23 protein-coding genes and 1 pseudogene are annotated in these 23,870 nt (G+C 72.7%); 8 read left to right on the top strand and 16 right to left on the bottom strand.

Annotation, left to right across the window (positions count from 1 at the left end; genetic code table 11):
• Positions 1-101: 101 nt before the first annotated feature.
• From ACFQ87_RS31075 to zapE, 5 genes are all read right to left on the bottom strand, one after another.
• On the bottom strand, positions 102-1,085 hold the full coding sequence (locus ACFQ87_RS31075; RefSeq protein ID WP_380614182.1) for a TerC family protein: 984 nt from the start codon (positions 1,083-1,085) through the stop codon (positions 102-104).
• 189 nt (positions 1,086-1,274) lie between these two features.
• Positions 1,275-1,853 (bottom strand): TerD family protein, encoded by a 579-nt coding sequence (locus ACFQ87_RS31070; RefSeq protein ID WP_380614181.1) that lies wholly within the window; start codon positions 1,851-1,853, stop codon positions 1,275-1,277.
• A 254-nt stretch (positions 1,854-2,107) separates the two neighbouring features.
• Positions 2,108-4,204: an excinuclease ABC subunit UvrB gene (gene uvrB / locus ACFQ87_RS31065; RefSeq protein ID WP_380614180.1), complete on the bottom strand. Its 2,097-nt coding sequence runs from the start codon at positions 4,202-4,204 to the stop codon at positions 2,108-2,110.
• A gap of 65 nt (positions 4,205-4,269) precedes the next feature.
• Positions 4,270-4,734, bottom strand: a complete 465-nt coding sequence (locus tag ACFQ87_RS31060) for a hypothetical protein (RefSeq protein ID WP_380614179.1) — start codon at positions 4,732-4,734, stop codon at positions 4,270-4,272.
• Positions 4,731-5,780 carry a cell division protein ZapE gene (gene zapE / locus ACFQ87_RS31055; protein ID WP_380614185.1) on the bottom strand — a complete coding sequence of 350 codons (1,050 nt, stop codon included), beginning with the start codon at positions 5,778-5,780 and terminating at the stop codon, positions 4,731-4,733. The genes ACFQ87_RS31060 and zapE overlap by 4 nt, the downstream gene beginning before the upstream one ends.
• A 113-nt stretch (positions 5,781-5,893) precedes the next feature.
• On the opposite strand from zapE, the gene ACFQ87_RS31050 reads away from it, so the two are divergent.
• From ACFQ87_RS31050 to msrB, 4 genes are all read left to right on the top strand, one after another.
• The gene (locus ACFQ87_RS31050) at positions 5,894-6,685 is read left to right on the top strand and encodes a pyrimidine reductase family protein (protein WP_380614178.1); all 792 of its coding nucleotides are present in this window, start codon (positions 5,894-5,896) and stop codon (positions 6,683-6,685) included.
• A 51-nt stretch (positions 6,686-6,736) separates the two neighbouring features.
• Positions 6,737-7,198: an indole-3-glycerol phosphate synthase gene (locus tag ACFQ87_RS31045; protein ID WP_380614177.1), complete on the top strand. Its 462-nt coding sequence runs from the start codon at positions 6,737-6,739 to the stop codon at positions 7,196-7,198.
• 303 nt (positions 7,199-7,501) lie between these two features.
• A complete protein-coding gene (gene murC / locus ACFQ87_RS31040; protein WP_380614184.1) occupies positions 7,502-8,890 on the top strand; it encodes a UDP-N-acetylmuramate--L-alanine ligase in 1,389 nt (462 codons plus the stop codon).
• A 22-nt stretch (positions 8,891-8,912) separates the two neighbouring features.
• A complete protein-coding gene (msrB, locus tag ACFQ87_RS31035) occupies positions 8,913-9,317 on the top strand; it encodes a peptide-methionine (R)-S-oxide reductase MsrB (protein WP_380614176.1) in 405 nt (134 codons plus the stop codon).
• Between the two features lie 45 nt (positions 9,318-9,362).
• On the opposite strand, the gene ACFQ87_RS31030 is transcribed toward msrB, so the two are convergent.
• The 8 genes from ACFQ87_RS31030 to ACFQ87_RS30995 form a co-directional block, all read right to left on the bottom strand.
• Positions 9,363-10,556: a cytochrome P450 gene (locus ACFQ87_RS31030; protein ID WP_380614175.1), complete on the bottom strand. Its 1,194-nt coding sequence runs from the start codon at positions 10,554-10,556 to the stop codon at positions 9,363-9,365.
• Entirely contained in the window at positions 10,553-11,203 is a 651-nt protein-coding gene (locus tag ACFQ87_RS31025) for an ATP/GTP-binding protein (RefSeq protein ID WP_380614174.1), read from the bottom strand. Before ACFQ87_RS31025 ends, ACFQ87_RS31030 begins: the two co-directional genes overlap by 4 nt.
• Complete coding sequence (locus ACFQ87_RS31020) at positions 11,181-11,543, bottom strand: DUF742 domain-containing protein (protein ID WP_380614173.1); 363 nt, start codon at positions 11,541-11,543, stop codon at positions 11,181-11,183. The genes ACFQ87_RS31025 and ACFQ87_RS31020 overlap by 23 nt, the downstream gene beginning before the upstream one ends.
• A gap of 64 nt (positions 11,544-11,607) precedes the next feature.
• The gene (locus ACFQ87_RS31015; RefSeq protein WP_380614172.1) at positions 11,608-12,039 is read right to left on the bottom strand and encodes a roadblock/LC7 domain-containing protein; all 432 of its coding nucleotides are present in this window, start codon (positions 12,037-12,039) and stop codon (positions 11,608-11,610) included.
• Positions 12,036-13,784, bottom strand: a complete 1,749-nt coding sequence (locus ACFQ87_RS31010) for an ATP-binding protein (protein ID WP_380614171.1) — start codon at positions 13,782-13,784, stop codon at positions 12,036-12,038. The genes ACFQ87_RS31015 and ACFQ87_RS31010 overlap by 4 nt, the downstream gene beginning before the upstream one ends.
• A gap of 45 nt (positions 13,785-13,829) precedes the next feature.
• Positions 13,830-14,840, bottom strand: a complete 1,011-nt coding sequence (locus ACFQ87_RS31005; protein WP_380614170.1) for an MBL fold metallo-hydrolase — start codon at positions 14,838-14,840, stop codon at positions 13,830-13,832.
• 121 nt (positions 14,841-14,961) lie between these two features.
• Positions 14,962-15,765 carry a hypothetical protein gene (locus ACFQ87_RS31000; RefSeq protein WP_380614169.1) on the bottom strand — a complete coding sequence of 268 codons (804 nt, stop codon included), beginning with the start codon at positions 15,763-15,765 and terminating at the stop codon, positions 14,962-14,964.
• Between the two features lie 115 nt (positions 15,766-15,880).
• Entirely contained in the window at positions 15,881-16,807 is a 927-nt protein-coding gene (locus ACFQ87_RS30995; protein ID WP_380614168.1) for a GNAT family N-acetyltransferase, read from the bottom strand.
• A 266-nt stretch (positions 16,808-17,073) separates the two neighbouring features.
• Here ACFQ87_RS30995 and ACFQ87_RS30990 point away from each other — a divergent pair.
• From ACFQ87_RS30990 to ACFQ87_RS30980, 3 genes and pseudogenes are all read left to right on the top strand, one after another.
• A pseudogene (locus ACFQ87_RS30990) lies at positions 17,074-18,389 on the top strand (DUF692 domain-containing protein).
• A gap of 27 nt (positions 18,390-18,416) precedes the next feature.
• Positions 18,417-19,493, top strand: coding sequence for a TIGR04222 domain-containing membrane protein (locus ACFQ87_RS30985; protein WP_380614167.1), 1,077 nt, complete (start codon positions 18,417-18,419; stop codon positions 19,491-19,493).
• Between the two features lie 69 nt (positions 19,494-19,562).
• The gene (locus tag ACFQ87_RS30980) at positions 19,563-20,345 is read left to right on the top strand and encodes a TIGR04222 domain-containing membrane protein (RefSeq protein ID WP_380614166.1); all 783 of its coding nucleotides are present in this window, start codon (positions 19,563-19,565) and stop codon (positions 20,343-20,345) included.
• 69 nt (positions 20,346-20,414) lie between these two features.
• Here ACFQ87_RS30980 and hemQ read toward each other — a convergent pair whose 3' ends face one another.
• Genes hemQ through ACFQ87_RS30965 form a run of 3 tightly spaced genes read right to left on the bottom strand, consistent with a single transcriptional unit; the run spans position 20,415 to position 23,192 of the window.
• The gene (hemQ, locus tag ACFQ87_RS30975) at positions 20,415-21,140 is read right to left on the bottom strand and encodes a hydrogen peroxide-dependent heme synthase (RefSeq protein ID WP_380614165.1); all 726 of its coding nucleotides are present in this window, start codon (positions 21,138-21,140) and stop codon (positions 20,415-20,417) included.
• Entirely contained in the window at positions 21,137-22,567 is a 1,431-nt protein-coding gene (gene hemG, locus ACFQ87_RS30970) for a protoporphyrinogen oxidase (protein ID WP_380614164.1), read from the bottom strand. The genes hemQ and hemG overlap by 4 nt, the downstream gene beginning before the upstream one ends.
• Before the next feature lie 34 nt (positions 22,568-22,601).
• Positions 22,602-23,192, bottom strand: coding sequence for a Uma2 family endonuclease (locus ACFQ87_RS30965; RefSeq protein ID WP_380614163.1), 591 nt, complete (start codon positions 23,190-23,192; stop codon positions 22,602-22,604).
• 55 nt (positions 23,193-23,247) lie between these two features.
• Between ACFQ87_RS30965 and ACFQ87_RS30960 the strand changes: the two genes are divergently transcribed.
• On the top strand, positions 23,248-23,688 hold the full coding sequence (locus ACFQ87_RS30960) for a DUF523 domain-containing protein (RefSeq protein ID WP_380614162.1): 441 nt from the start codon (positions 23,248-23,250) through the stop codon (positions 23,686-23,688).
• The last annotated feature ends 182 nt before the right edge of the window (positions 23,689-23,870 follow it).

Here is a 23,870-nt window from a genome sequence, read left to right as displayed (position 1 = left end):
CGAGCCTTGTGTCGGCTGCTAGGTCCCGCCCCCCCCCCACCGGGCGTGCCCCTGCCCCCGGGCCACTCCCTGCCTCCGGGGCCCAATTCATTCAATCTCGATCAGGCGTCGAGCCTCTCCGGCTCGCGCTCGGGCTGCTCGGCCTGCTTCTTGGAGGCCATCAGGCTGGTCACCGTGGTGACGGCCAGTACGACGACGATGAAACCGAGCGAGAACGGGATGCCGATCTCCGGGACGTTCGCACCGGCCTCGTGGACGGCGTGCAGCACCAGCTTCACGCCGATGAAGCCGAGGATCACCGAGAGGCCGTAGCTCAGGTGGACCAGCTTCTTCAGCAGGCCGCCGATCAGGAAGTACAGCTGACGCAGGCCCATGAGGGCGAAGGCGTTGGCGGTGAAGACGATGTACGGGTCCTGGGTGAGGCCGAAGATGGCCGGGATCGAGTCCAGGGCGAACAGCACGTCCGTGGTGCCGATCGCCAGCATGACGATCAGCATCGGGGTGATCAGCCGGCGGCCGTTCTCCCGGATGAAGAGCTTGGTGCCGTGGTACTTGTCGGTCGACGGGAAGCGCTGCGTGATCGACTTCAGCAGGCGGCTCTCCTCGAACTCCTCGTCCTCCTCATCCGCCCGAGCCTCCTTGATCAGCTTCCAGGCGGTCCAGATCAGGAAGGCGCCGAACATGAAGAACACCCAGGAGAACTGGGCGACCAGCGCCGCGCCGCCCGCGATGAACACCGCGCGCAGCACCAGGGCGATGATCACACCGAACATCAGCACGCGCTGCTGGTAGATCCTGGGCACCGCGAACTTGCCCATGATCAGGATGAACACGAAGAGGTTGTCGACACTGAGCGACTTCTCGGTGATGTAGCCGGCGAAGAACTCGCCCGCCGACTGCCCACCGGAGTGCCACCAGAGGAACCCGCCGAAGAGCACCGCCAGCACGACCCAGACGGCCGTCCAGATCCCGGCCTCCTTGATCGAGACCTCGTGCGGCTTTCGCCCCCCGATGAAGAAGTCGGCCACCACCAGTGCGATCAGCACACCGATCGTGGTGACCCACATGGTTACGGAAACGTCCATGACTGCTCCTCCGGCAGCTAGGCGAGACAGGTCGTCACTGCCGGAGGTCTCTTCCGCCCGTCGGGCCAGCGCCCCGGGGTGCCGCGACGGGCACCCGTGATGACGGGGTCGGCTGTCGAGGAATACTCCCCTCCGCTGCCATCGAGAGTAACAGGGAAGGCAAGGGAAGGTAAAGAAGGCAAAGGACCGTCAGAGGAACGGCTCGATCGCCGGCAGCAGGTCCTGGAAGGTCCGCCCCTTGGCCGGAGCGCCGATCGCCTGCATCTCCCAGCCGCCGCTGCCGTCCCGGACCACCTTCGCCATGATCTGCCCGGTGTGCGGCCCGCCGCCCGCCAGCTCGTACCGGGCCAGCTCCACCCCGGTCGTCTCGTCCAGCAGCCGGCAGTGCGCCCGGCTCACCTCGGCGAAGGTCTGCCCGGTGTACGAACTGACCGTGAACACCACCTGGGTGATGTGCGCCGGCACGTGCCGCAGGTCGACCAGGATCGCCTCGTCGTCCTCGGCGCCGGAGCCGCCCTCCAGGTTGTCCCCGGTGTGCCGCACCGAGCCGTCGGTGGACTCCAGGTGCTGGAAGAACACCACGTCGGACGGGGTCTTCTCGGCGTACAGCAGCGCCGAGGCGTCCAGGTCGATCTTCCTGGTCCGGCTGCCGAACAGGCCCCGCTTGGGGGCGGCCTGCCAGCCGAGCCCCATCCGGACCACGGTCAGGGTGCCGCCCGCCCCCTTCTGGAGGCTGACCCGCTGCCCCTTGGCAAGGTTCACCGACACGACGTTGTCCTCTCTGCCGGCCGCGCGGTCACACCCGCACGGCTCCACGATGGAACACCCCGTCGCCGTCCCCCGGCTGAGGCCCCCTCTGCAAGACGGCCCGCAACCCCGTCCCGAGGGCACGATGCCGCAGGCCAGCCTAGGGCCTGCGGCACCCCCGACCCCTCAGAGTTACCCGGTTTGTGGCAAGGATGAGACACCGCCGGGCTTGACCGGTGCCAAACCGGCCGAGCCCGGCGCCCCGGCCGTGGCGGTCAGGCCACACCGGCCTCGCGCATCTGCCGCAGCTCCTTCTTCAGCTCCTTCACCTCGTCGCGCAGCCGCGCCGCGACCTCGAACTGGAGATCGGCGGCGGCCGTGTGCATCCGGTCGGTCATCTCCTGGATCAGGTCCGCCAGCTCGGCGGCCGGCAGCGACTTGGCGGGCTTGCGCTCCGCGCCCAGCATCGGCACCGGGGCCTTGCCGCCCTTCTGGCCCGCGCCGCGGTAGCCGCTGGAGAGCAGCTCGTCGGTGTCCACGTCCTCGCGGGCGAGGGTGTCCAGGATGTCGCCGATCTTCTTCCGCAGCGGCTGCGGGTCGATCCCGTGCTCCTTGTTGTAGGCCTGCTGCACGGCCCGGCGGCGGTTGGTCTCCTCGATCGCCTTCTCCATCGAGGGGGTGATCCGGTCCGCGTACATGTGCACCTGGCCGGAGACGTTGCGGGCGGCGCGGCCGATGGTCTGGATGAGGGACGTACCGGAGCGCAGGAAGCCCTCCTTGTCCGCGTCCAGGATCGCCACCAGCGACACCTCGGGCAGGTCCAGGCCCTCGCGCAGCAGGTTGATGCCGACCAGCACGTCGAACCGGCCCGCGCGCAGCTCGCGCAGCAGCTCGACCCGGCGCAGGGTGTCCACGTCGCTGTGCAGGTACCGGACCCTGATGTCCAGGCCGAGCATGTAGTCGGTGAGGTCCTCGGCCATCTTCTTGGTCAGCGTGGTGACCAGGACGCGCTCGTCCCGCTCCACCCGCTTGCGCACCTCGTGCACCAGGTCGTCGATCTGGCCCTCGGTCGGCTTGACGATCACCTCGGGGTCGATCAGGCCGGTCGGGCGGATGATCTGCTCGACCTGGCCGTCGCCGCGGGACAGCTCGTACGGGCCGGGCGTCGCCGACAGGTAGACCGTCTGACCGATCCGCCCCAGGAACTCCTCCCACTTCAGCGGGCGGTTGTCCATCGCGGACGGCAGCCGGAAGCCGTGCTCGACCAGGGTGCGCTTGCGCGAGGCGTCGCCCTCGTACATCGCGCCGATCTGCGGGACGGTGACGTGCGACTCGTCGATGACCAGGAGGAAGTCCTCCGGGAAGTAGTCCAGCAGGGTGTTCGGCGGGGAGCCGGGCTCGCGGCCGTCGAAGTGCATCGAGTAGTTCTCGACGCCCGAGCAGGTGCCGATCTGGCGCAGCATCTCGATGTCGTAGGTGGTGCGCATGCGCAGCCGCTGGGCCTCCAGCAGCTTGCCCTGCTTCTCCAGCTTGGCGAGCGTCTGCTCCAGCTCCTGCTCGATGCCGGTGACCGCCCGCTCCATGCGCTCGGGGCCGGCCACGTAGTGCGAGGCGGGGAAGACGTAGATCTGCTCGTCCTGGCTGATGATCTCGCCGGTGAGCGGGTGCAGGGTGTAGAGCGCCTCGATCTCGTCGCCGAACATCTCGATCCGGACGGCGAGCTCCTCGTAGACCGGGAAGATCTCGATGGTGTCGCCGCGGACCCGGAAGGTGCCCCGGGTGAAGGCCACGTCGTTGCGCGCGTACTGGATGTCCACGAAGCGGCGCAGCAGCACGTCGCGGTCGATCTCCTGGCCGACCTTGAGGGGGACCATCCGGTCCACGTACTCCTGCGGGGTGCCGAGGCCGTAGATGCAGGAGACGGAGGCGACCACGATCACGTCGCGGCGGGTGAGCAGCGAGTTGGTGGCCGAGTGCCGCAGCCGCTCGACCTCCTCGTTGATCGAGGAGTCCTTCTCGATGTAGGTGTCCGTCTGCGGGACGTACGCCTCGGGCTGGTAGTAGTCGTAGTACGAGACGAAGTACTCGACCGCGTTGTTCGGCAGCAGCTCGCGGAACTCGTTCGCCAGCTGCGCGGCCAGCGTCTTGTTCGGCGCCATCACCAGGGTGGGGCGCTGCAGCTTCTCGATCATCCAGGCCGTGGTGGCCGACTTGCCGGTACCGGTGGCACCGAGCAGCACGACGTCCTTCTCCCCTCCCCTGATCCGCCGCTCCAGCTCGGCGATCGCAGCCGGCTGGTCACCGTTCGGCTGGAAGGGACTGACGACCTCGAAGGGCGCCACGGACCGCTCAATACTCGTGATGGGACGCACGCCTCCACCGTACGACCCACGACTGACAACCGTGGCCGCTTCGGTCGCGCCCGACGCCCCTTCGGTCAGGTCGGGCCGCAGCGGACGCAGGCGGGGTACCAGGCGAGCGGGGTGAGGATGCGGTGGTGGCGGCAGGTGGCGGCCATGACCTCGGTGGGGTCGGCGGGTGGGGCGGGGGCCGGGCGGGTGTGCTCGATCAGCAGGCGGAGGGTGCGCAGGTGGTCCTCGGCGTGCGGGGGGTCGTAGCCGAGTTCGTCCCAGCGGTGCCGGGTGAGGGCGAGGTCGACGACGGCGAGGGCGAAGGCGCGGCCGCGCTCCGGGTCGGGGCCCCAGTCCAGGTCCTCCAGCCGCAGGCCGACCATGCCGCGGCCCATCAGGTTCTGGTCCTGGCGGGCGAGCTCGGCGGCGAAGGCGTGGTCCCAGTCCTCCTGGGCGAGGGCGGTGACCGCGAGCATCAGGACCTCGACCAGCACCTCGGCGGCGCCGTTGCGCAGTTCCAGCTCGCGGCCCCCGCCCTCGAAGACGTTCACCCCAGCTTCTCGCTGTCCCGGGCCAGGGCGACCAGGCGGGATATGGCGCGCAGGTACTTCTTGCGGTAGCCGCCGCGCAGCATGTCCTCCGGGAAGACCTGGTCGAAGGGCAGGCCGGAGGCGGTGATGGGCAGCTCGCGGTCGTACATCCGGTCGGCCAGGACGACCAGGCGCAGCGCGGTGGACTGGTCGTCGACCTGGCGCACGCCGCGCAGGCAGACCGCGGTGACGTCGTCCAGCAGCGCGCCGTAGCGGCTGGGGTGGACGGCGGAGAGGTGGGCCAGCAGGGCGTCGAAGTCGTCCAGCGAGGCACCCGGGGTGCGGGCGGCGACGGTCCCGACGGTGTCGTCGGTGTACGGCGGCGGGGCATCGGGCAGGCCGCGGTGGCGGTAGTCCTGGCCGTCGATCCGCATCGGGCGGAAGTGCGCGGACAGGCCCTGGATCTCGCGCAGGAAGTCGGCGGCGGCGAAGCGGCCCTCGCCGAGCTTCTCCGGCAGGGTGTTCGAGGTGGCGCACAGCTTGACGCCGTTCTCGACCAGGCGGCCGAGCAGGGTGGAGACCAGCACGGTGTCGCCCGGGTCGTCCAGCTCGAACTCGTCGATGCAGAGCAGCGTGTGCCCGGAGAGGGTCTGGACGGCCTGCTGGAAACCGAGCGCGCCGACCAGGTTGGTCAGCTCGACGAAGGTGCCGAAGGCCTTCGGGCCGGGGGCGGCGTGCCAGAGCGAGGCGAGCAGGTGGGTCTTGCCGACGCCGTAGCCGCCGTCGAGGTAGACCCCGGCGGGGCCGGTGGGCGCGGGGGCGGAGCGGCGGAACCAGCTGCGCTTGGGCGCGGAACCGTTTCCTCCCGCGAGGGTGCCCGCGAACTGCTCCAGCACCTGCACGGCCTCGTACTGGCTGGGCTGGGTCTGGTCCGGGATGTACGTCCCGAAGCTCACGTCGGCGAACCGGGGCGGCGGGACCATCTCGGCGACCAGCCGCTCGGCGGGCACGACGGGGCGGCGGTCGGTGAGCGCGATCGGGTTGCCGGCCGGGCTCGCGGCGGCTATGGACTCGGTCGCGGTGGCGGGGCGGGAGGCTGCGGGCACGGTAGTAGAGGGTACGCCTGCCGGTAGCCGCCCTCGAAACGCCTCCGAACGGCCCTCGGTGGAACACTGAGGGCATGCAACAGTTGATCAGCCCGCTGGGTGCGCCGGTCGCCGATCCGGCCGCGCTGGAGTCGCTCGCCGCCGTCTACGCGTACCCCGACCAGGTGAATCAGGGGCACCCCTGGCTGCGCGCCAACATGGTGGCCGGACTGGACGGCGGGGCGAAGCTCGAGGGCCTGTCCGAGGGCCTGTCCGGCGACGCCGACAAGCGGATCTTCGGTGTGCTGCGCGCCCTGTCGGACGTGGTGCTGGTGGGCGCCGAGACGGTCCGCGCGGAGGGCTACCGGCCGGCCCGGGCCCGTCGGGAGTTCGCGGCGGCACGGGCGGCGGCGGGGCAGGCCCCGGCCCCGGCGATCGCGATCGTGAGCCGCTCGCTGGACCTCGACCTGAATGCGCCGCTGTTCGCGGAACCGCTGGTCAGGACGGTCGTGATCACCGTCGAGGACGCCCCCGAGGAGCGCCGCCGGGCGGTCGCCGAGGTGGCCGACCTGGTGCTCGCCGGGCGGGGTTCGGTGGACCTGCGGGCGGGTGTGGCGGCCCTGGTGGAGCGGGGCTGGACCCGCCTGCTGAGCGAGGGCGGCCCGCGGCTGCTGGGACAGCTCGCGGCGGCGGGCCTGCTGGACGAGCTGTGCCTGTCGCTGGCCCCGTTGATCACGGGCGGCGACGCGCCGCGCATCATCCACGATGCGGAAATGCCTGACGTGCAACGGATGCGGCTGGTCTCATTGATCGAGCAGAAAGGATTCCTCTTCACCCGCTACCTGCGTCACCTGGGTTCGGATGACCCCGTGACCCCCCGATCGTGATCCCGTTATGCGATGCCGGGGCCTGGGGGCCGGCCACTGGAAGGGACTCACGTGTTCAAGACGGTACTGATGATCGAAAAGGCTCTCTCGGACGCGGACGTGGAGCTCGTCACGACGCTCCACAGCGACGAGAAGGTGTCCTTCATCGTCCTGATGCAGCCGCGCGGCAAGCAGGACGAACTGCTGCGGGCGCTCGACGACGTCGCCCTCGGCCACCTCGACAAGGTGGTGCACGAGCACGACGAATCCGAGAGCGGCCCGACCCTGGCCAGCGAATCGCTCGAGCACAGCCTGCGCCACCTGCGCCGGGCCGGGGCCGAGGCGGTCGGCGAACTGGTCGAGGACAAGCCGCTGGAGCGGCTGCGCTCGGTGGTCGACGAACAGCACGCCGACGAAGTGGTGGTGCTCACCTCACCGCACTTCGTGGAGGAGTTCTTCCATCGCGACTGGGCCTCCCAGGCCCGGCACAAGGTGGGGGTCCCGGTGCTGAGGCTGTTCGCCAGCGACTCGTAGGGTTCGTCGTCGGACTCCCGTCGTCCGCCCGGAGGGCGGGCGGGGCGGCGTTGGGGTGCGTGCATCGCAAGGCGGAGGAGGGCGCCACTGCGGAGCATTGGCAACCGACGACAACGCCGCGAGGTGCGTGCCCCAACGCCGCCCCGCAGGCGGGAGTCCGACGACGGACCCTGCCTCCGCGCGCCCGTGGTGCAGAATCGTCCTTGCGGTCCGCCCGCGAGGACGATTCGCACATCGCCGGACCCGCCTGCCCAATAGCCCCCGCCCGTACGGAGCCACGCCTTGAACGACGCCGCGCACGACCTGCACGCCCCGCACTTCATCGGCATCGGCGGCGCCGGGATGTCCGGCCTGGCGAAGATCCTCGCAGTGCGCGGTGCCAGCGTCTCCGGCAGCGACTCCAAGGAGTCCGAGACCGTCCTCGCGCTGCGCGCCCTCGGCGCGACGGTGCACGTCGGCCACGCCGCCGAGCACGTGCCGGACGGCACCAGCAGCGTCGTCGTCTCCAGCGCGATCCGCGCCGACAACCCGGAGCTGGCCGCCGCCCACGAGCGCGGCATCCCGGTGGTGCACCGCTCCGACGCGCTGGCCGCGCTGATGGGCGGCCGCCGGGCGCTGGCGGTGGCCGGCACCCACGGCAAGACCACCACCACCAGCATGCTCGCCGTCGCCCTCGGTGAGCTGGGCCTGGACCCGTCCTACGCGATCGGCGGCGACCTCGACGCCCCCGGCTCCAACGCCCACCACGGCACCGGCGAGATCTTCGTCGCCGAGGCCGACGAGAGCGACCGCAGCTTCCACAAGTACGCGCCCGAGGTGGCGATCGTGCTCAACGTGGAGTTGGACCACCACGCCAACTACGCGTCGATCGAGGAGATCTACGAGTCCTTCGAGACCTTCGTCGGCCGGATCACCCCCGGCGGCACCCTGGTGGTCTCCGCCGACCACGACGGCGCCCGCGAGCTGACCGCCCGGGTCGCCGCCCGCGAGGGGCTGAACGTCGTGACCGTCGGCTCCGCGGAGGACGCCGACGTGCGCGTCCTCTCGGTGGTCGCCCGCGGCATGACCAGCGAGGTCACCGTGCTGCTGGACGGCGCCGAGCTGGCCTTCACCGTCTCGGTGCCCGGCCGGCACTACGCCCACAACGCGGTCGCCGCGCTGGCCGCCGGCGTCGCGCTGGGCGTCCCGGCCGCCGACCTGGCCAAGGCGATCGGCGCCTACACCGGCGTGCGCCGCCGCCTGCAGCTCAAGGGCGAGGAGTCCGGCGTCCAGGTGATCGACTCCTACGCCCACCACCCGACCGAGATGACCGCCGACCTGGAGGCGATCCGCGAGGGCCTGGACGGCGAGGGCCGCGTCCTGGTGGTCTTCCAGCCGCACCTGTTCAGCCGCACCCAGCAGCTCTCCGAGGAGATGGGCCAGGCCCTCGCGCTGGCCGACGCCTCGGTGGTGCTGGACATCTACCCGGCCCGCGAGGACCCGATCCCGGGCGTGACCAGCGAGCTGATCATCGACGCCGCCCGCCGGGCCGGCGCCGACGTCACCGCCGAGCACGACTTCGCCGCCGCCCCCGCCCTGCTGGCCGGGCTGGCCCGCCCGGGCGACCTGCTGCTCACCATGGGCGCGGGCGACGTCACCAACCTCGGGCCCGAAATTCTCAAGCACCTCGCGAACGTTGCCTCCAACGTCTGACGTACGCCGAGCGGGAGTCGTGATGAGCTACGAGATCCAGAAGTCCGAGGCCGAGTGGCGCGCCCAGCTCAGCCCCGAGGAGTACCACGTGCTCCGCGAGGCGGGCACCGAGCGCCCGTTCGTCGGCGAGTACACCGACACCAAGACGGTCGGCGTCTACAGCTGCCGGGCCTGCGGGGCGGAGCTGTTCAGCTCCGAGACCAAGTTCGACAGCCACTGCGGCTGGCCCTCGTACTACGCGCCGCTGGCCGAGGACCGGGTCGAGTACATCGAGGACGACTCGCTCGGCATGCGCCGGGTCGAGGTGCGCTGCGCCCGCTGCGGCGGGCACCTGGGGCACGTCTTCGAGGGCGAGGGCTACGGAACGCCGACCGACCAGCGGTACTGCATTAACAGCATCTCGCTGACGCTGCGGCCGGCCGAGTAGGACGGACGACGGAAGGCCTGGACGACGATCGTCCGGGCCTTCCGGCTATCCGGCCAGCGGCGCGAAGCGGACCGGCAGGTGCACCAGGGCACGGTGGAACGGGCCCGGGCGCCAGAGCAACTCCTCCGCCGGAGTGGCCAGTTCGAGGTCGCTGAGCCGGCTGGTCAGCTGCTCGATCGCGGTGATCGCGATCAGCAGGGCCGGGTCGCGGGCCGGGCAGGCGTGCGGGCCGGCCGCCCAGGCCAGGTGGGCGCTCTCGCCGCTGCGCAGCTCGGTGCCGTCGGTGGGCGGCGCGGCCTGGGAGTTGGCGGCCGCGTACGAGACCAGCACCAGCGAGCCGGCCCTGATCTCCCGGCCGTGGAAGGTGATGTCGTAGCGCGGGTAGTGGGCGGAGAGGTTGGCCATCGGCGGCTCGTGCCAGAGCACCTCGTCGATCGCCTGGTGGGCGGTCATCGCGCCGCCGAACAGCGAGCCGGCGTAGCGGGCGTCGGTGAGCAGCCGCAGCAGGGCGTTGCCGATCAGGTTGGTGGTCGGCTCGTGCCCGGCGATCATGGTCAGGGTGATCTGGCGGATCACCTCGTCGTCGTCCAGCGCGACCGGGTGGGTGACGAACCAGGAGGCGAGGTCGTTGCGGGGGCGCTCGCGCCGCTCGGCGACCATCGCGGTGACCACCTCGACGAGCTCCCCGTACGCGGCGCAGGCCCGTTCGGTGGACTCGATCAGCCCGGTGATCGCGGCCACCACCCGGGCGTGCTGCTCCTCCGGCACGCCGAACCAGGTGGTGAGCACGAACGCGGGCAGCTGGCGGGCGTACTCGGCGATCAGGTCGGCTCGGCCGACCGCCGCGAACCCGTCGATCAGCTGGTGGGCGACCTCGGTGACCTGGCGCTGCAGTCGGTGCGGCTCGAACAGGGCGAGGCCGTCGGTGATCACCGCGCGGTAGCGGGCGTGGGTCCCGCCGTCGCTGAACAGGGCGGTGGGGCGGTAGCCGAGCACCGGCAGCAGCGGGGAGTCCGGCGGGACGGTCCGCTGCCAGGCGCGGGAGTCCTTGGAGAACGTGTCGGTGTCGCGCAGCAGGTCCAGGGCGGCCTGGTAGTCGGTGACCAGCAGGGCGTCCACGCCGGGCGCGATCTCCACCGGGGCGACGGCGCCGTGGTGGCGCAGCCGCTCGTACACCAGCCGGGGGTCGGCGGCGAAGACCGGGCCGTAGATCGGGGTCGGGCGGGTCTCGACGGTCACGGGCCCTCCTGGGCGGCGGCGGAGGCGGCGGGCAGGGTGTCGAGGACGTGCTCGGCCAGGGCGATCAGCGCGTCGAGGCTGCTCCCGCGCTCGCGGGCGTCGCAGAGCAGCAGCGGGGTGGCGGCGTGCAGGTCCAGGTGGGTGCGCAGCACCTCGACCGGGTGGTCCGGGGAGTCCGGGAAGCGGTTGACCGCCACGGCGTACGGCAGGCCCTGCTCCTCGACCATGTCCATGATCTCGAAGGAGTCGGCCAGCCGACGGGTGTCGGCGAGCACCAGGGCGCCCAGCGCGCCGCGGGCGACGTCCTGCCAGAGCGGGAAGAAGCGGCGCTGGCCCGGGGTGCCGAACATGTAGAGCACCAGGTTGTCGGGCAGGGTGAGCCGGCCGAAGTCCACCGCGACGGTGGTGGTGGACTTCTCGGGCAGGCCTGCCAGGTCGTCCACCGGCCGCCCGGCCTCCGTCATCGCCTCCTCGGTGTGCAGGGTGGCGATCTCGGAGAGGGTGCGGATCAGCGTGGTCTTGCCGACCCCGAACGGGCCGGCGACCACCAGTTTCATCAGCGTCTGGTCCCGGTCGGGCAGGTAGCCCACCCGGCTCGGCCGCCCCTCGGGGGAGCCGGCCCGGTCACCGGAGCGCACGGAGTCCAACGAGGAGCCTCTCGACGATGGAACGGTCGGTCTGCTGGGCAGGCGGGATCGGCGCGCGGGCGTGCAGGCAGCCCGCCTCGACCAGATCGGCCGCGAGGAAGACCGTGGCGCTGACCGGCAGGCGCAGGTGCGCGGCGGCCTCCACCACGGTCAGCGCGCCGGGGCGCAGCAGTTCCCAGAGCCGGCGGTGTTCGGGTTCGAGTCCGGTCGGCGGTTCGGCGCGGTCGGAGCGGTCGGCGAACAGCACGGTCAGCCGCTCGAAGCCCTCGGTGCCGGGGCGGCTGCGGCCGCCGGTGGCCAGGTAGGCGGGCACCATCCGCCTGCGGGTGACCGCGCTCATGTACCCGCCCCGCTTCGCACGGCAGGGGCATTCGCCCACGCGCACCTCTCGACTGTTCGCTCGCTCATGACCCTGCGGTGGGATCCTGCCGCCGGGACGGGCTGGCGAGCGCGCGGCCGAGGGCGGCGACCTGGAGCTGCATCTGATGGGCCACGTTGCCGAGTTGGGCGTCCGGGGCGGTGAACACGGCGAGCGAGGTGTTCTCCCCGGCCGGGACGACGACGGCATAGCCGAGGTCGGACTCCACCACGGTCTGGGCCAGTCGGGGCCGCTCGGCGTCGGTGAAGGCGGTGGTGAAGGCGCGGGCGGCGGCGTGCACGGTGGCGGTCATCGCGGCGACCCGCTCGGCGGAGGCCCGGCGGAGGCCGTCGGAGGCGGCCTCGACGAGTCCGTCACCGGTGGCGACGACCGCGTGCAGCACCCCCGGCAGCTCCAGCAGTGGGTTCAGCACCCAGGAGATCTCGTCGGTGGCGGTCGGGCTGGGCGAGCTGCTCACTGCTCGGCTCCTTCTAAGGTCGGGCCGGTGGTGTGGTCACCGGTGGTGCCGGGTTCGTCCGGTACGGCGCTCCCGCGGGCGGCCCGCGCCACGGCGGCCCGGCCGGAGCCGGTGCCCTGCTGGAGCGCCTGCCAGTGGGCGGCGGCCCGCTCGGGGGTGCGGTGGTCCGGTTCGGCCTCGGGCCCGCCGGTCGCGTCGGTGGGCGCCCCGGTCGGCTCCCCGGCGGGCTGCTCGGCCGTCAGCGGACGGCGGCGGCGCCGGGTGGGCAGGCCACTGCCGTCGCCGGACCGGACGGCGGCCGGGTCGAGGTCGGGGTCGGGCACCGCGTGGATGGTCGGCGCCGGGAGCGGGCCGGGCTGGTTGTGGCGGTCGGCGAGCACCGGCCCGTCCTGCTCGTCGGCGTCGCGCATCGGCGGCACGGCCAGGACCGTGGGCGCCGGGGCCGGGCCGCCGCCGGCCCGCAGCGGCAGCGGGGTGAGCACCGACAGCGGCTGCTCCTCGTCCACCACCGTCACCAGCGCGGCCGGGATCCGCAGGATGGTCCGCATGCCGCCGTACGGCGAGGGCTCGATGTGGCAGGTGAAGCCGTACTGCCGGGCCAGCTTGCCGACCACCGCGAAGCCGGTCCTGGGCGGGTTGCCGAGCTCGGTGAGCAGCACGTCCGGCGGGCCGGCCAGCAGTCGGCGGGCCCGGCGCAGCTGGTCCTCGTCCATGCCGATGCCACTGTCGTCGAGGATCACCAGCGCACCGCGACCGCCCTGCTGGACGGTGACCGGGACGTCGGTCTCCGGGTGGGAGTAGGCGGTGGCGTTGGCGAGCAGTTCGGCGATCGCGATGGCGATCGGCTCGGCGGCCCGGGCGACCACCGCGAGCCGCTGCTCCCGCAGGTGGTTGGCGACCTTGATCCGGGCGTAGCCGGGCACCCGGGAGAGCGCGCCGACCACCACCTCGGTGAGCGGGGAGTCGGTGCGGGCCAGGCCCGGCCAGGCCTCGCAGAGCACGGCGACGGTCTGGATTCGGCGCAGCGCGACCTCGTTGCGGAAGTCGACCTCCAGCAGCCGGGGGTCGTCGTTGTCGTGCTGGAGCTGCTGGACCAGGCTCTGGCTCTGGTAGAGCAGGGTCTGGATCCGCGAGGTGGCGCCGCGCATGGCGGCCCGGGCGGCGGCGTCGACCCGTTCGCGCTCGTCGGCGAGGGTGGCGGTGGCGGCGTCCAGGACGGACTGCAGGGCCCGGACGGCCTCGGCTCCGACGGCCTCCGGGTCGAGCGGGCCGACCAGTGGGGCGTTGGCGTGCGTCAGGCGTACGGCAGTGGCGGCGACCCGTTCCTGGGCGAGGTGGCCGATCTCGGCGAGCAGGGCGGCGGCGTGCTGCTCGGCGGTGGCGAGCCGGCGTTCGGCCTCCTCGGCCCGGGTGGTCGCGGCGGCGCCCCGCTGCTCGGCCTCCCGCGTGGCCTCCTGCGCTTCCCGGGCCTGCCGCTCGGCGGCCCGGTGGCGCTCGTCCGCGGCCCGGTGGCGCTCCCCGGCCCGGCGGGCCTCCTCGGTGGAGTGCCGCACGGCCTCCCGGGAGTCGTGCAACTCCTGTTCGGCGCGCGCGAGTCGGGCCTCGGCGGCCCGGGCGCGCTCCTCGCCGTGGTCGCGGGCGGTCTCGGCGGCCGTCGCCCGGGCGACGGCGCGGGCCCGACCGCGGGAGAGCACGACCGTGGCCGCGGCGGCGACCAGCGCCAGGGCGATCAGCGCGATCTGCATCGATGTCCTCGGGTGTCCTGGCCGGCTGGTGCCTGGGCCGCGGGGTCAGTTCCGGCCGGAGCGCGGGCGCGGGACGCGGGCGGTCTCTTCGGCCAGTTCGCGGGCCACCAGGGCGACCTGACCCATCGACTCCAGGATGCCGGGCCTGGCGGAGCCGTCCAGGTGCCGGTACTCGGCCGCGACGGTGAGCACCAGCCGCTCGGGCAGGCCGAGTTCGGGGTGGCGCTGCTCGGCGATCACCCGCCGGGCGGCGTCCAGTGCGGGTATCCCGGCGCCGTGCAGGGCGTGGGCGCGCTCGCGGACGTAGTCGAGGTATCCGATGTGCTGCCGGACGCCGTCGCGGTCGAGCACCGGGCCGTGGCCGGGGACGAAGATCTCGGCGCCGGTGGCGAGGGCCTGCTCGCAGGCGCCGATGACGTTCGCCAGCGGGCCGGCCCAGTGTGAGGGGTGGTCGCCGGGCTGCTCGGGGGTCGAGGAGAAGACCACGTCGCCGGTGAACACCGCGCGCTGGTGCGGGAGGTGGACCATCAGGTCCCCACCCGTGTGGGCGGCGGGCAGGCTGGTGATCTGGACCGGGTAGCGGCCGACCTTGAGCTCCAGCTCGCCGGTGAAGACGGTGTCCGGGTGCACCGCCTCGGTCTCGGACCAGTCGAAGCGGCCGAAGTGCTCCCGCAGGTAGCCGCCGAGCGGGGAGTCCGGGTCGCTGTTGGCGATCAGCGCGTGCTGCTGCTGCGGGGAGGGCTCCCAGTGGATGTGGTCCAGCGCCTCGCGGGTGGCGATCACCTCGGCGTCCGGGAGCACCCCGGCGCCCCACAGGTGGTCGCCGTTGGCGTGGGTGACGACCACCCGGTCGATCTCCACCCCGGTCGGCAGCAGGCGCCGACTCGCGGTGAGGAACTCGCCGGCCAGCGAGGGGTCGTACGGGGTGTCGATCCAGAGCGCGGTGGTCTCCGAGACCAGCAGGCCGCAGTTGGCCAGGCCCCAGCCCCGCTTCGGGGGGAGCCACACGTACAGGTCCTCGGCAATCGCGCTCACGTTCGCACGGTTGATCGTCATGCGCGCGATTATGCCCACCTTGCGCCAGGAGTGGGGTAAAACCTGCACGGACGGCCGGAGTTCATGCCCCAGTCCCTCCCGCGCTGTCCGGTTTCGCGCCGCGCGGTCGAGACCAATCGTCTCAGATCTCGGAACGACCGGTGGACACCTCGCCCCGGAATCCCGACGGGACGTCGGACCGGGGCACGGGCAGGACGCGGCAGACCTCGACGGTGACGTCCACCGTGTCCAGACCGATCACCCGACCCTCCACCGCGACGAACCCCTTCTCCCCCGAGCGGAACAGCGCCGCCAACGGCGAGTTCCGGCTCGCCGCGGTCAGCGCCTCCACCGCCATCGCGGAGCCGAAGGCGAACACCCCGCACAGCACGATGCACGGCGCTTGCCGGGGTGTACGGGTGACGAAGATGAAGCCGTGGTCACGGATCAGCTCCCCGGCCGGGCTGTACAGCGCCTCGAAGGTCATCCCGCCCCAGCGGGCACGGGCCTCGTCCGGGTACTCGACGGCGAAGTCCGGGAACACCGCGTCCAGCACTCCCGCGGAGTAGGAGTTGACGCTCGGACCGCCGATCGAGAAGGTCGGCATCCGTGGATCCTGGGCGCCGGCCACCACCAGTTCGATGGTGGCCTTCCGGTTGACCTTCCGCAGCAGGTCGGTGAGCTCGGCTATCGCCCTGGCCTCGGCCATCGGCACGAACAGCACGTTCTTCGGCCCGCGGCTGGTCAGCTGGCAGCCGTCCGTGGTGAACGCGAACTCCGCCACCTCAAGGCTCGGCGTGATGATCTGCACCCGGCTGTACGGCGCCAGCAGCACCCGCAGGAAGCCGTACCGCAGGAACAGTCTGGTCCGGGCGAGCGAACGGGCCGCGAGGAAGCCGATCACCGCCGGAACCGATGCGATCAGCACCTGGAGCAGGATCTCCATATCATCCCCCCGGAGGAAGACTCGACCACGAACTGTGCGCCCTGGTTAAGTCCCCGCCCGTGGCCGAAAATACCCCCCGCGGCGATTCCGGGCGTCAGGACCACCGCACGGCGGACTACTTCAGGTGCTTGATCCCCTTGCGCTCCCCCGCACAGCGCTCGTACCCCAGCCACGCGTTGACCGCCAGCATCGGCGCGTTGGTGGTGTCGTTGCTGGTGTACGCGCTCCGGTAGCCCGCCGCCGCGGCGAGCCGCAGCGACTCCAGCTTGGCCAGCTTGGCCAGACCGCGGCCGCGGAACTCCCGACGGCAGGCGGTGAACGCGGACCAGTAGCGGTCCACCCCGTCGGTCTGCACCATGGTGAACGCGGCCGGCTCACCGTCCACCACGGCGACGACGGTCAGCCCCAGGTCCAAGTCCGGTCGGGCCCAGTCGCCCCGCAGCCACTCCTCGTAGTCCAGGGCGTCGATCGACACCTCCCCGGGCTCGTCCCGGATGGCGTCCGCCTCCACCAGGAACAGCGGGCGCGGATCGTCCGCCCAGTCCGTGGCCGGGCGCAGCTCGACACCGGCCGGCCGGACCGGCGCCTGGGGCAGCGGCAGCGTCAGGTCCCTCCCGCCGAACTGCGCCGCGCGCCTGAGCTCGTAGCCCCGGGCGGTGGCGAAGGCCAGCGAACCGGGCTCCTCGTCCAGCCAGCTGTGCAGCTCGGTCACCCCGTGCCCGGCCAGGTGCCGTTCGGCCGCAGCCAGCAGCGCGGTGGCCGCGCCGCGCCGCCGGAACGCCGGCAGCACGCTTCCGTTGGCGTAGCCGACGCCGGTGGTCGTCGTCCCGAGCACCAGGCCGCAGCGCACCGCGCCGACCACCCGGCCGTCCAACTCGGCCACGAAGGTGCGGAAGTGCTGGTCGGGATTCTGCTGGGCGTTCAGCCAGAGCAGGGCCTCGGCGGTCATCACCAGGTGCTCGCGCCCGGCCCGGTGGGCGGCCGCCACCGCCTCGGCGTCGGCGGGGCGGAAATCTCGGATCGTCAGTTCAGTCGAAGTCATGGGTTCCCACGCTATCCGCGCCGACCCGTGGCCACCTCCGATTTTCCCGCCGGCGGGCCACCCCACCTGCGGGGTTGCCGCGGGCCACGGACTAGAGTCCGTCAGCACCAGGACGGCAAGCTCAAATAATGCTCTGAGAAGACCGGGTGAGGCTTGGCAGCCACCCCGCCCGGGGACATCCTCAGCAGCACGGCCGCGCGGTCCTGGCGACGACGCCCGCACCGCCCGACGGCCTCCCCGTCCAGCCCTCCGAAGGGGGCGAACCGATGACTTCCCCTGCCCTGGACCTGCCCGGCTCCGTCACCGCCACCCGGCTCGGCGTGGGCCTCGGCTGGCGCACCGAGATCGACACCGTGGTCGAGCGCCAACCCGGCCTGGACTGGGTCGAGGTGGTCGCCGAGAACATCTGCGCCGACCACCTGCCCACCTCGCTCACCGTCCTGCGCGAGCGCGGCGTCACCGTCGTCCCGCACGGCGTCGGCCTCGGCCTCGGCGGCGCCGACCTGCCCGACCCCGCCCGGCTCGGCAGGCTCGCCGGGACGGCGCTGGCACTCGGTTCCCCACTGGTCACCGAGCACCTGGCCTTCGTCCGGGCCGGCGGCCTGGAGGCCGGCCACCTGCTGCCCGTCCCCCGCACCCGGGACTCGCTGCGGGTGATCGCCGAGAACGTCCGGATCGCCCAGGACCAGCTGCCGGTGCCGCTCGCCCTGGAGAACATCGCCGCCCAGCTCGTCTGGCCGGACGACGAGTTCACCGAGGGCGAGTTCCTCGCCGAACTGGTCGAGCACACCGGCGTCCGGCTGCTGATCGACGTCGCCAACCTGCACACCAACCGGGTCAACCTGGGCACCGACCCGGCCGCCGAACTCGACCGCCTGCCGCTGGAGGCGCTCGCCTACGTGCACGTCGCGGGCGGCACCCTGGTCGACGGCGTCTGGCACGACACCCACGCCCACCCCGTCACCGAACCGGTGCTGGAGGTCCTGGCCGAACTCTGCGCGCGGGTCGCACCGCCCGGCGTCCTGCTGGAACGGGACGCCGACTTCCCGCCGCCCACCGAGCTGGCCGGTGAACTGGACGCCATCCGCCGGGTGCTGGAGGGGAGCACCCTGCGATGACCGACCTGAAAGGCGCATCCGCGACCGGAAACCGCGCCGAGGCGCTCGTCGGAGGCGAGTGCGCGACGAGCACGGCCCGGGAGAGGTTGGCCCGGCGCCAGGGGGAGCTGATGACCGCCCTGGTGGCCGGCGGGCCCGTCCCGCCCGGCTTCGACCCGGACCAGGTCCGCGCCCAGTCCACCGGCCTCGCCGCCAAACGGCGCGACACCACCGCGAAGGTCGCCCCCGACCTGCCCCGCCTGCTCGGGGCACAGTACGGGCCGCTCTTCCTCGACTACGCCCGCACCCACCCGCAGACCGGCGGCTACCGCGCCGACGCCCGGGCCTTCGCCGAGTGGGTGCGCACCGACGGCGGCCCGCTCGCCGCCGACCGCCGCCGGGCCCTGGAGCTGTGGCTCCACCCGGCGCCCGAGCGGCCGCCCGGCCCGCTCGCCCGCCTGCGCCGGGCCCTGCGCGAACGCTGAACCGACGTCATCTCGGGGGAACCGCCCATGTGGCACAACAGCTACTTCCTGATCCCGGCCGCCCTGCTGGCCGCCGCCGCCCTGTACGCCGTCCGGACCCGGCAGCGGGTCGGCCACGTCCCGTACCCGCAGGGCCTGCCCGGCCGCGGACTGCCGCTGCTGGACACCGCGTTCCTGGCCGGCGGCCCTGGCCGGGTCTTCGACACCGCGATGGTCCGGATGCACCTCGGCGAGCAGGCCGTGGTCAACCGCGCCGGCCTGGTCACCCTCACCGGCGCCAGGCCCTACGACGCCGTCGACCAGGCGATCCACGACGCCGTCGGCCCGACCGGCAGCCGTGAACTCGGCCCGCTGCGACGCATGGTGATGCGCTCGGCCGCCGTCCAGGCGATCGGCGACCGGCTCGCCGATCGCGGCCTGACGCGCCGCCCCGAGCGGCTGGAGCACGCCCGGAAGGCCCGCCGGTTCCTCTGGCAGACGATGCTCCTCGTCGCGGCCTCCATCCCGGTCTCCCTGCTGCTCGACAACGCCGGGATCCCCTCCGACCGCCCCAACCTCTTCATTCCGGGCTTCCTGCTGTTCGCCGGCGCCGTCGCGCTGGTCACCACCGCGCCGCCCAAGGGCCGGATCACCCCGGCCGGGCAGCGCCAGCTGACCCTGATGCAGGGCACCCCGTGGACGCCCAAGTCCGGTGTCTCGCCGAAGCTGACGGGCGGCGCGATGCTGGGCGCGGTCGCCCTCGGCGGGCTGGCCGCGGCCGCGCTGGACAACCAGGAGCTGGGGGCGGCGATGCTGGCCGCGGCGGCCGAGGAGGAGGCGATCCGGCAGGCTTCCTCGTCCTCGTCCTTCTTCTCCTCCTCGTCGGGCTCCTCCTCGTCGGGCTCCTCCTGCTCGTCGAGCACCTCCTCCTGCGGCAGCACCACCACCTCCTCCTGTGGCTCCTCCGGCTCCTCGCACCACTCCTCCTGCGGGTCCTCGCACCACTCCTCGTGCGGCTCCTCGCACTCCAGCAGCTGCGGGTCCTCCTCCAGCTGCGGGTCCTCCTCGTCCAGCTGCGGTTCCAGCTGCGGTTCGAGCTGCGGGAGCAGCTGTGGTGGCTCCTGACGTCACAGTTCGGTATCGCGCTCCGGGAAGCCGTTCCCCACGCCGTCGGCCCAGGCATAGAACAAGCCCATGTGGTTGCTGTTCCTGATCCCGGCCTGTGTCGCAGCGGTGCTGGCCTGCCTCCGGCTGGTGCGGATGACCGCCACCGCCGACGCCCTGGCCGATCAGGACCTGCTGCGTCCACCGGAGGCCGTCGGCATCGGCCTGTACGAGACCGCCTACCTGGCCGGCGGCCCGGACCGGGTGGTGGAACTCGCCCTCGTCCTGATGGCCGGCCGGGGGCGCCTGCACCTCGCCCACACCGGCTGGACCACCGTGGTCGACCCCAAGGGCCGCAGCCGCCTGGAGCGCGCGGTCATCGCCACCGTCGGCCCCGAGGGCCAGTGCCGCACGGACGAGCTGCGCCGGGCGATGGCCGAGCACCCCACCGTGCTGGAGATCGGCGCCCGGCTCTCGCTGGCCGGCCTGGCCACCCCGGCCCTGGTGCAGCGCGACACCGTGGTGGTGGTCCGCCACGTGCGGCACGCCCTGCTGCTGACCCTGGTCCTGCTCGCCGCCGCCCTGTCCCTCAGCGGTTTCACCGGCGGTGACACCCTCGCCCCGCTCGCCTGGTTCTCCCTGCCGCTGATCCTCACCTCGGGCACCCTGCTGATGGCCCGCGTCGACGTCTACCCCTACACCCGCTGGGCCTCCCCCATCGGCCAGGAGGTCCTGCGCGAGGTCCGTCCCACCCGCCAACACGGCCTCGGCGACGACGAGGAACGCGAACTCCTCACCGCCGTCGCCATGAACGGCCCCGCCGCCCTCCCCGACCCCCGCCTCCGCGCCGCCCTCCGCCCGCACCGGACGTGACCCGCCCCCGTAGCAACGACCGGAGGCCGGCCCCCCGTACACAGGGGACCGGCCTCCGTAGGACGCGGGTCAGACCAGGCCGTTCAGCAGCTCGCTCACCGGCTTGCGGCGGCCGGTGAAGAACGGGACCTCCTCGCGGACGTGCAGCCGGGCCCGGGAGGGGCGCAGGTCGCGCATCAGGTCGACGATCCGGTGCAGCTCGTCCGCCTCGAAGGCGAGCAGCCACTCGTAGTCGCCGAGCGCGAACGAGGCGACCGTGTTGGCCCGCACGTCCGGGTAGCCACGGGCCATCTGGCCGTGCTCGGCGAGCATCGCGCGCCGCTCGGCGTCCGGCAGCAGGTACCACTCGTAGGAGCGGACGAACGGGTAGACGCAGACGTAGTCGCGCGGGCGCTCGTCGGCGAGGAAGGCCGGGATGTGCGACTTGTTGAACTCGGCCGGGCGGTGCAGCGCCATGTTCGACCAGACCGGCTCCAGGTGGCGGCCCAGGCCGGTGCGGCGGAAGCGGTTGTACGCCTCCTGCAGGTCGTCCGAGTCGGCGGCGTGCCACCAGACGAGGATGTCGGCGTCCGCGCGCAGACCGGACACGTCGTACGTGCCGCGCACGGTCACGTCCTTCGCGGCCAGCTGGGCGAACAGCTCGTCCACCTCGGCAGCCAGGGCGGTGCGGTCCTCGGGCAGGCCGCCCTTGAGCTTGAACACCGACCACATGGTGTAGCGGATGACCTGGTTCAGGTCGCGCGCCTTCTTCTTCTCGGGCTGCTGCTCCGGCTGCTGCTCAACGGTCTCAGTCATGCGCCCATTGTCCTCTCCGTGGAACCTTCCCCGGTCGCCGGGGTCAACAGTTTGTCGATGGTCGCCGCGGCGGCGGCCGCCGAACCGATGCAGGCCGGAATGCCCACCCCGTCGTACGCGGCGCCGCACAGCGCCAGCGCGCCCACCGCCTCCGCCGCCGCCCGCACCCGGGCCACCCGGTCCAGGTGGCCCACCGGGTACTGCGGCAGGCCGGCGGTGAAGCGCGAGACGAAGGTGTCGTACGGCCGGGCGGTCAGCCCGATCGCCTCCTCCAGGTCCGCCAGCGAGCGGGCCACCAGCTCCTCGTCCGGCAGCTCCAGCGCCTCGTCCTCGCGGTAGCGGCCCAGCGAGGTGCGCAGCAGGAAGGAGTCCGGGGCGGAGCGGTCCAGCCAGCCCCACTTGTTGGAGGAGAAGGTCGAGGCCTTGATCCGCCGCCCGTCCACCGGCGGCACCAGGAAGCCACTGCCGCTGGGCGGGCCGGCCAGGTCGGCCCGGCGGAACGCCAGGGTCACCAGTGCCATGCCCGCGTACTCGACGGTGTCCAGCTCGACGGCGGCCGCCGGGGCGTCCGCGCGCAGCAGCCGGGCCGCGGCCGGGGCCGGGACGGCCAGCACCACGGCGTCGGCGTGCAGCACCTCGCCGCCGGCCACCACGCGCCAGCCCTCGGGGGTGCGGCGCAGCTCGTCCACCGGGGTGTCGGTGCGCAGGTCCACGCCCGCCTTGAGGCAGGCCTCGGCGACCGCCTCCGGCAGGGTGCCGAGGCCGCCGCGCAGCCCCTGGAACACCGGGGTGCCGACCACCGTCGGCCGGGAGGCCAGCTCGCGCACCCCCTCGACCAGCGAGCCGCCGCCCTGCGCGATCGGCAGCAGCTGCGGCACGGCGGCGCGCAGCGAGATCTCGTCGGAGCGCCCGGCGTAGACGCCACCCAGCAGCGGCTCGACCAGCCGGTCCACGACCTCCTGGCCGAGCCGGTCGGCGACGTAGCGACCGATCGCGACGTCCGCCCCGACCTCGGTCACCTGCTCGTGCCGGGCCCGCTCCAGCCCCTCGGCGGTGAGCACCCCGGAGGCGGCCAGCGCCTCCAGGTCTCCCGGGACGCCCATCACCTGCCCGCCCGGCAGCGGCCGCAGCGCGCCCCGGGTCCAGATCGCCGCCTTCGCGGTGGTCGGCGGCTCCAGCTCGTCCCCCAGCCCGACCGCCCGCGCCAGCTCCACCGCCTCCGGCCGCCGTGCCAGCACCGACTCGGCCCCGAGGTCCACCCGGACCCCGCCGACCTCCCCGCCCCACAGCTTCCCGCCGACCCGCCCCGACGCCTCCAGCACCGTCACCCGGGCCCGTGCCGGCCCCCCGGCCACCCCGCTCAGGAAGGCGGCCGCAGCCAGCCCCGCGATCCCACCACCGACGACGACGACCTGTGCATCCGACATGCCTCGCAGTCTCGCAGGTCTTTACACCGAACCCTCAATCCGCTGCACGCTTCCACCGAGACACGAACTTGTCGAGATCGATGACGGCTGGGAACGGCACCGACCGCTCCAACTTGCCCCGGAAGATCCCATCCGGAACGTAGGCGTTTACCGCGCGGTCCAACTCATAGACGTGTACAACCGGCAGGCCGTCCTCCTCCTCAACGATCCAGTAGTGCGGAATACCGGCCTCGGCGTACTTGCGGAACTTGACCGTGCGGTCGCGGTGCACGGACTCCGGCGACACGACCTCGACGACGAGCACCACATCAGCCGGGTCATACCGAGTACGGTCGGGGTCGGGCTCAGCAGTCACGACCATCACGTCCGGTTCCGGACGATTTAGGCGGTCGAGTTTGATCGCGATCTCACGCTCCGGCCACATCCCGTCCGGCACGAGGCTCTCCAGCGCCGTGTTCAGGCCCGATACGACCCAACTGTGCCAGGGGCGCTGAGGGGACATCATGAAGACCAGTGCTCCATCGATCAGCTCAGTGTGCCGCGGGGCCTGCGGCATGTGGTCGAGGTCGTCGGCGATCCAACCCTCGACTCTGGGTGCGTACATCCAGTCCGGCAGCTCGCTCATGCCCCCAAGATAGCGAGTCCCGAGGCGCAGCCAACCGCCGCTTAATCTGTGTGCTATGGAGCCGATCGTGGTGAGTGCGTGTCTGGCGGGGATCCCCTGCCGGTACGACGGGCGGGCGAAGACCTCGGCGGAGGCCGTACGGCTGGTCGAGGAGGGGCGCGCGGTCGTCGTCTGCCCTGAGGGGGCGGGTGGGTTGCCGACGCCTCGGCCGGCGGCGGAGATCGTGGGTGGGGACGGGGCGGACGTGCTCGACGGGCGGGCGCGGGTGGTGGACACGACCGGGGCCGACTGCACCGAGGAGTTCGTGTCCGGTGCCCGGGCGGCGCTGGCGGCGGCCGAGGCGGCGGGGGCGCGGCGGGCGCTGCTGATGGCGCGCAGTCCGTCGTGCGGCTGCGGGCGGGTGTACGACGGGACGTTCACCGGGGAGCTGCGGCCCGGGGACGGGGTGACGGCGGCGCTGCTGCGGCGGGCGGGGATCGAGGTGACCGCCGGATAGCCCGTGTCCGGCCCGTCGCCGAGCCGTGCTGCGGTCGCGATCGCCGGGGCGCGGGGGAGGCGGTGCCGAGGGCTGAACGACGGCGGGGGGGACACCCCAACCAGAAGAGCACACCACCCCCCCCCCCCGGCCCCACCTCTCCCCCCCCCCTCCAAAACAAGAAAAAAAAAGAAAGAGCCTCC

The sequence above is a fragment of the Kitasatospora sp. NPDC056531 genome (assembly GCF_042794375.1).
Classification (GTDB): domain Bacteria; phylum Actinomycetota; class Actinomycetes; order Streptomycetales; family Streptomycetaceae; genus Kitasatospora.
Note: the sequence above shows the minus strand (reverse complement) of the source record. Positions and strands in the feature narration are given on the sequence as shown.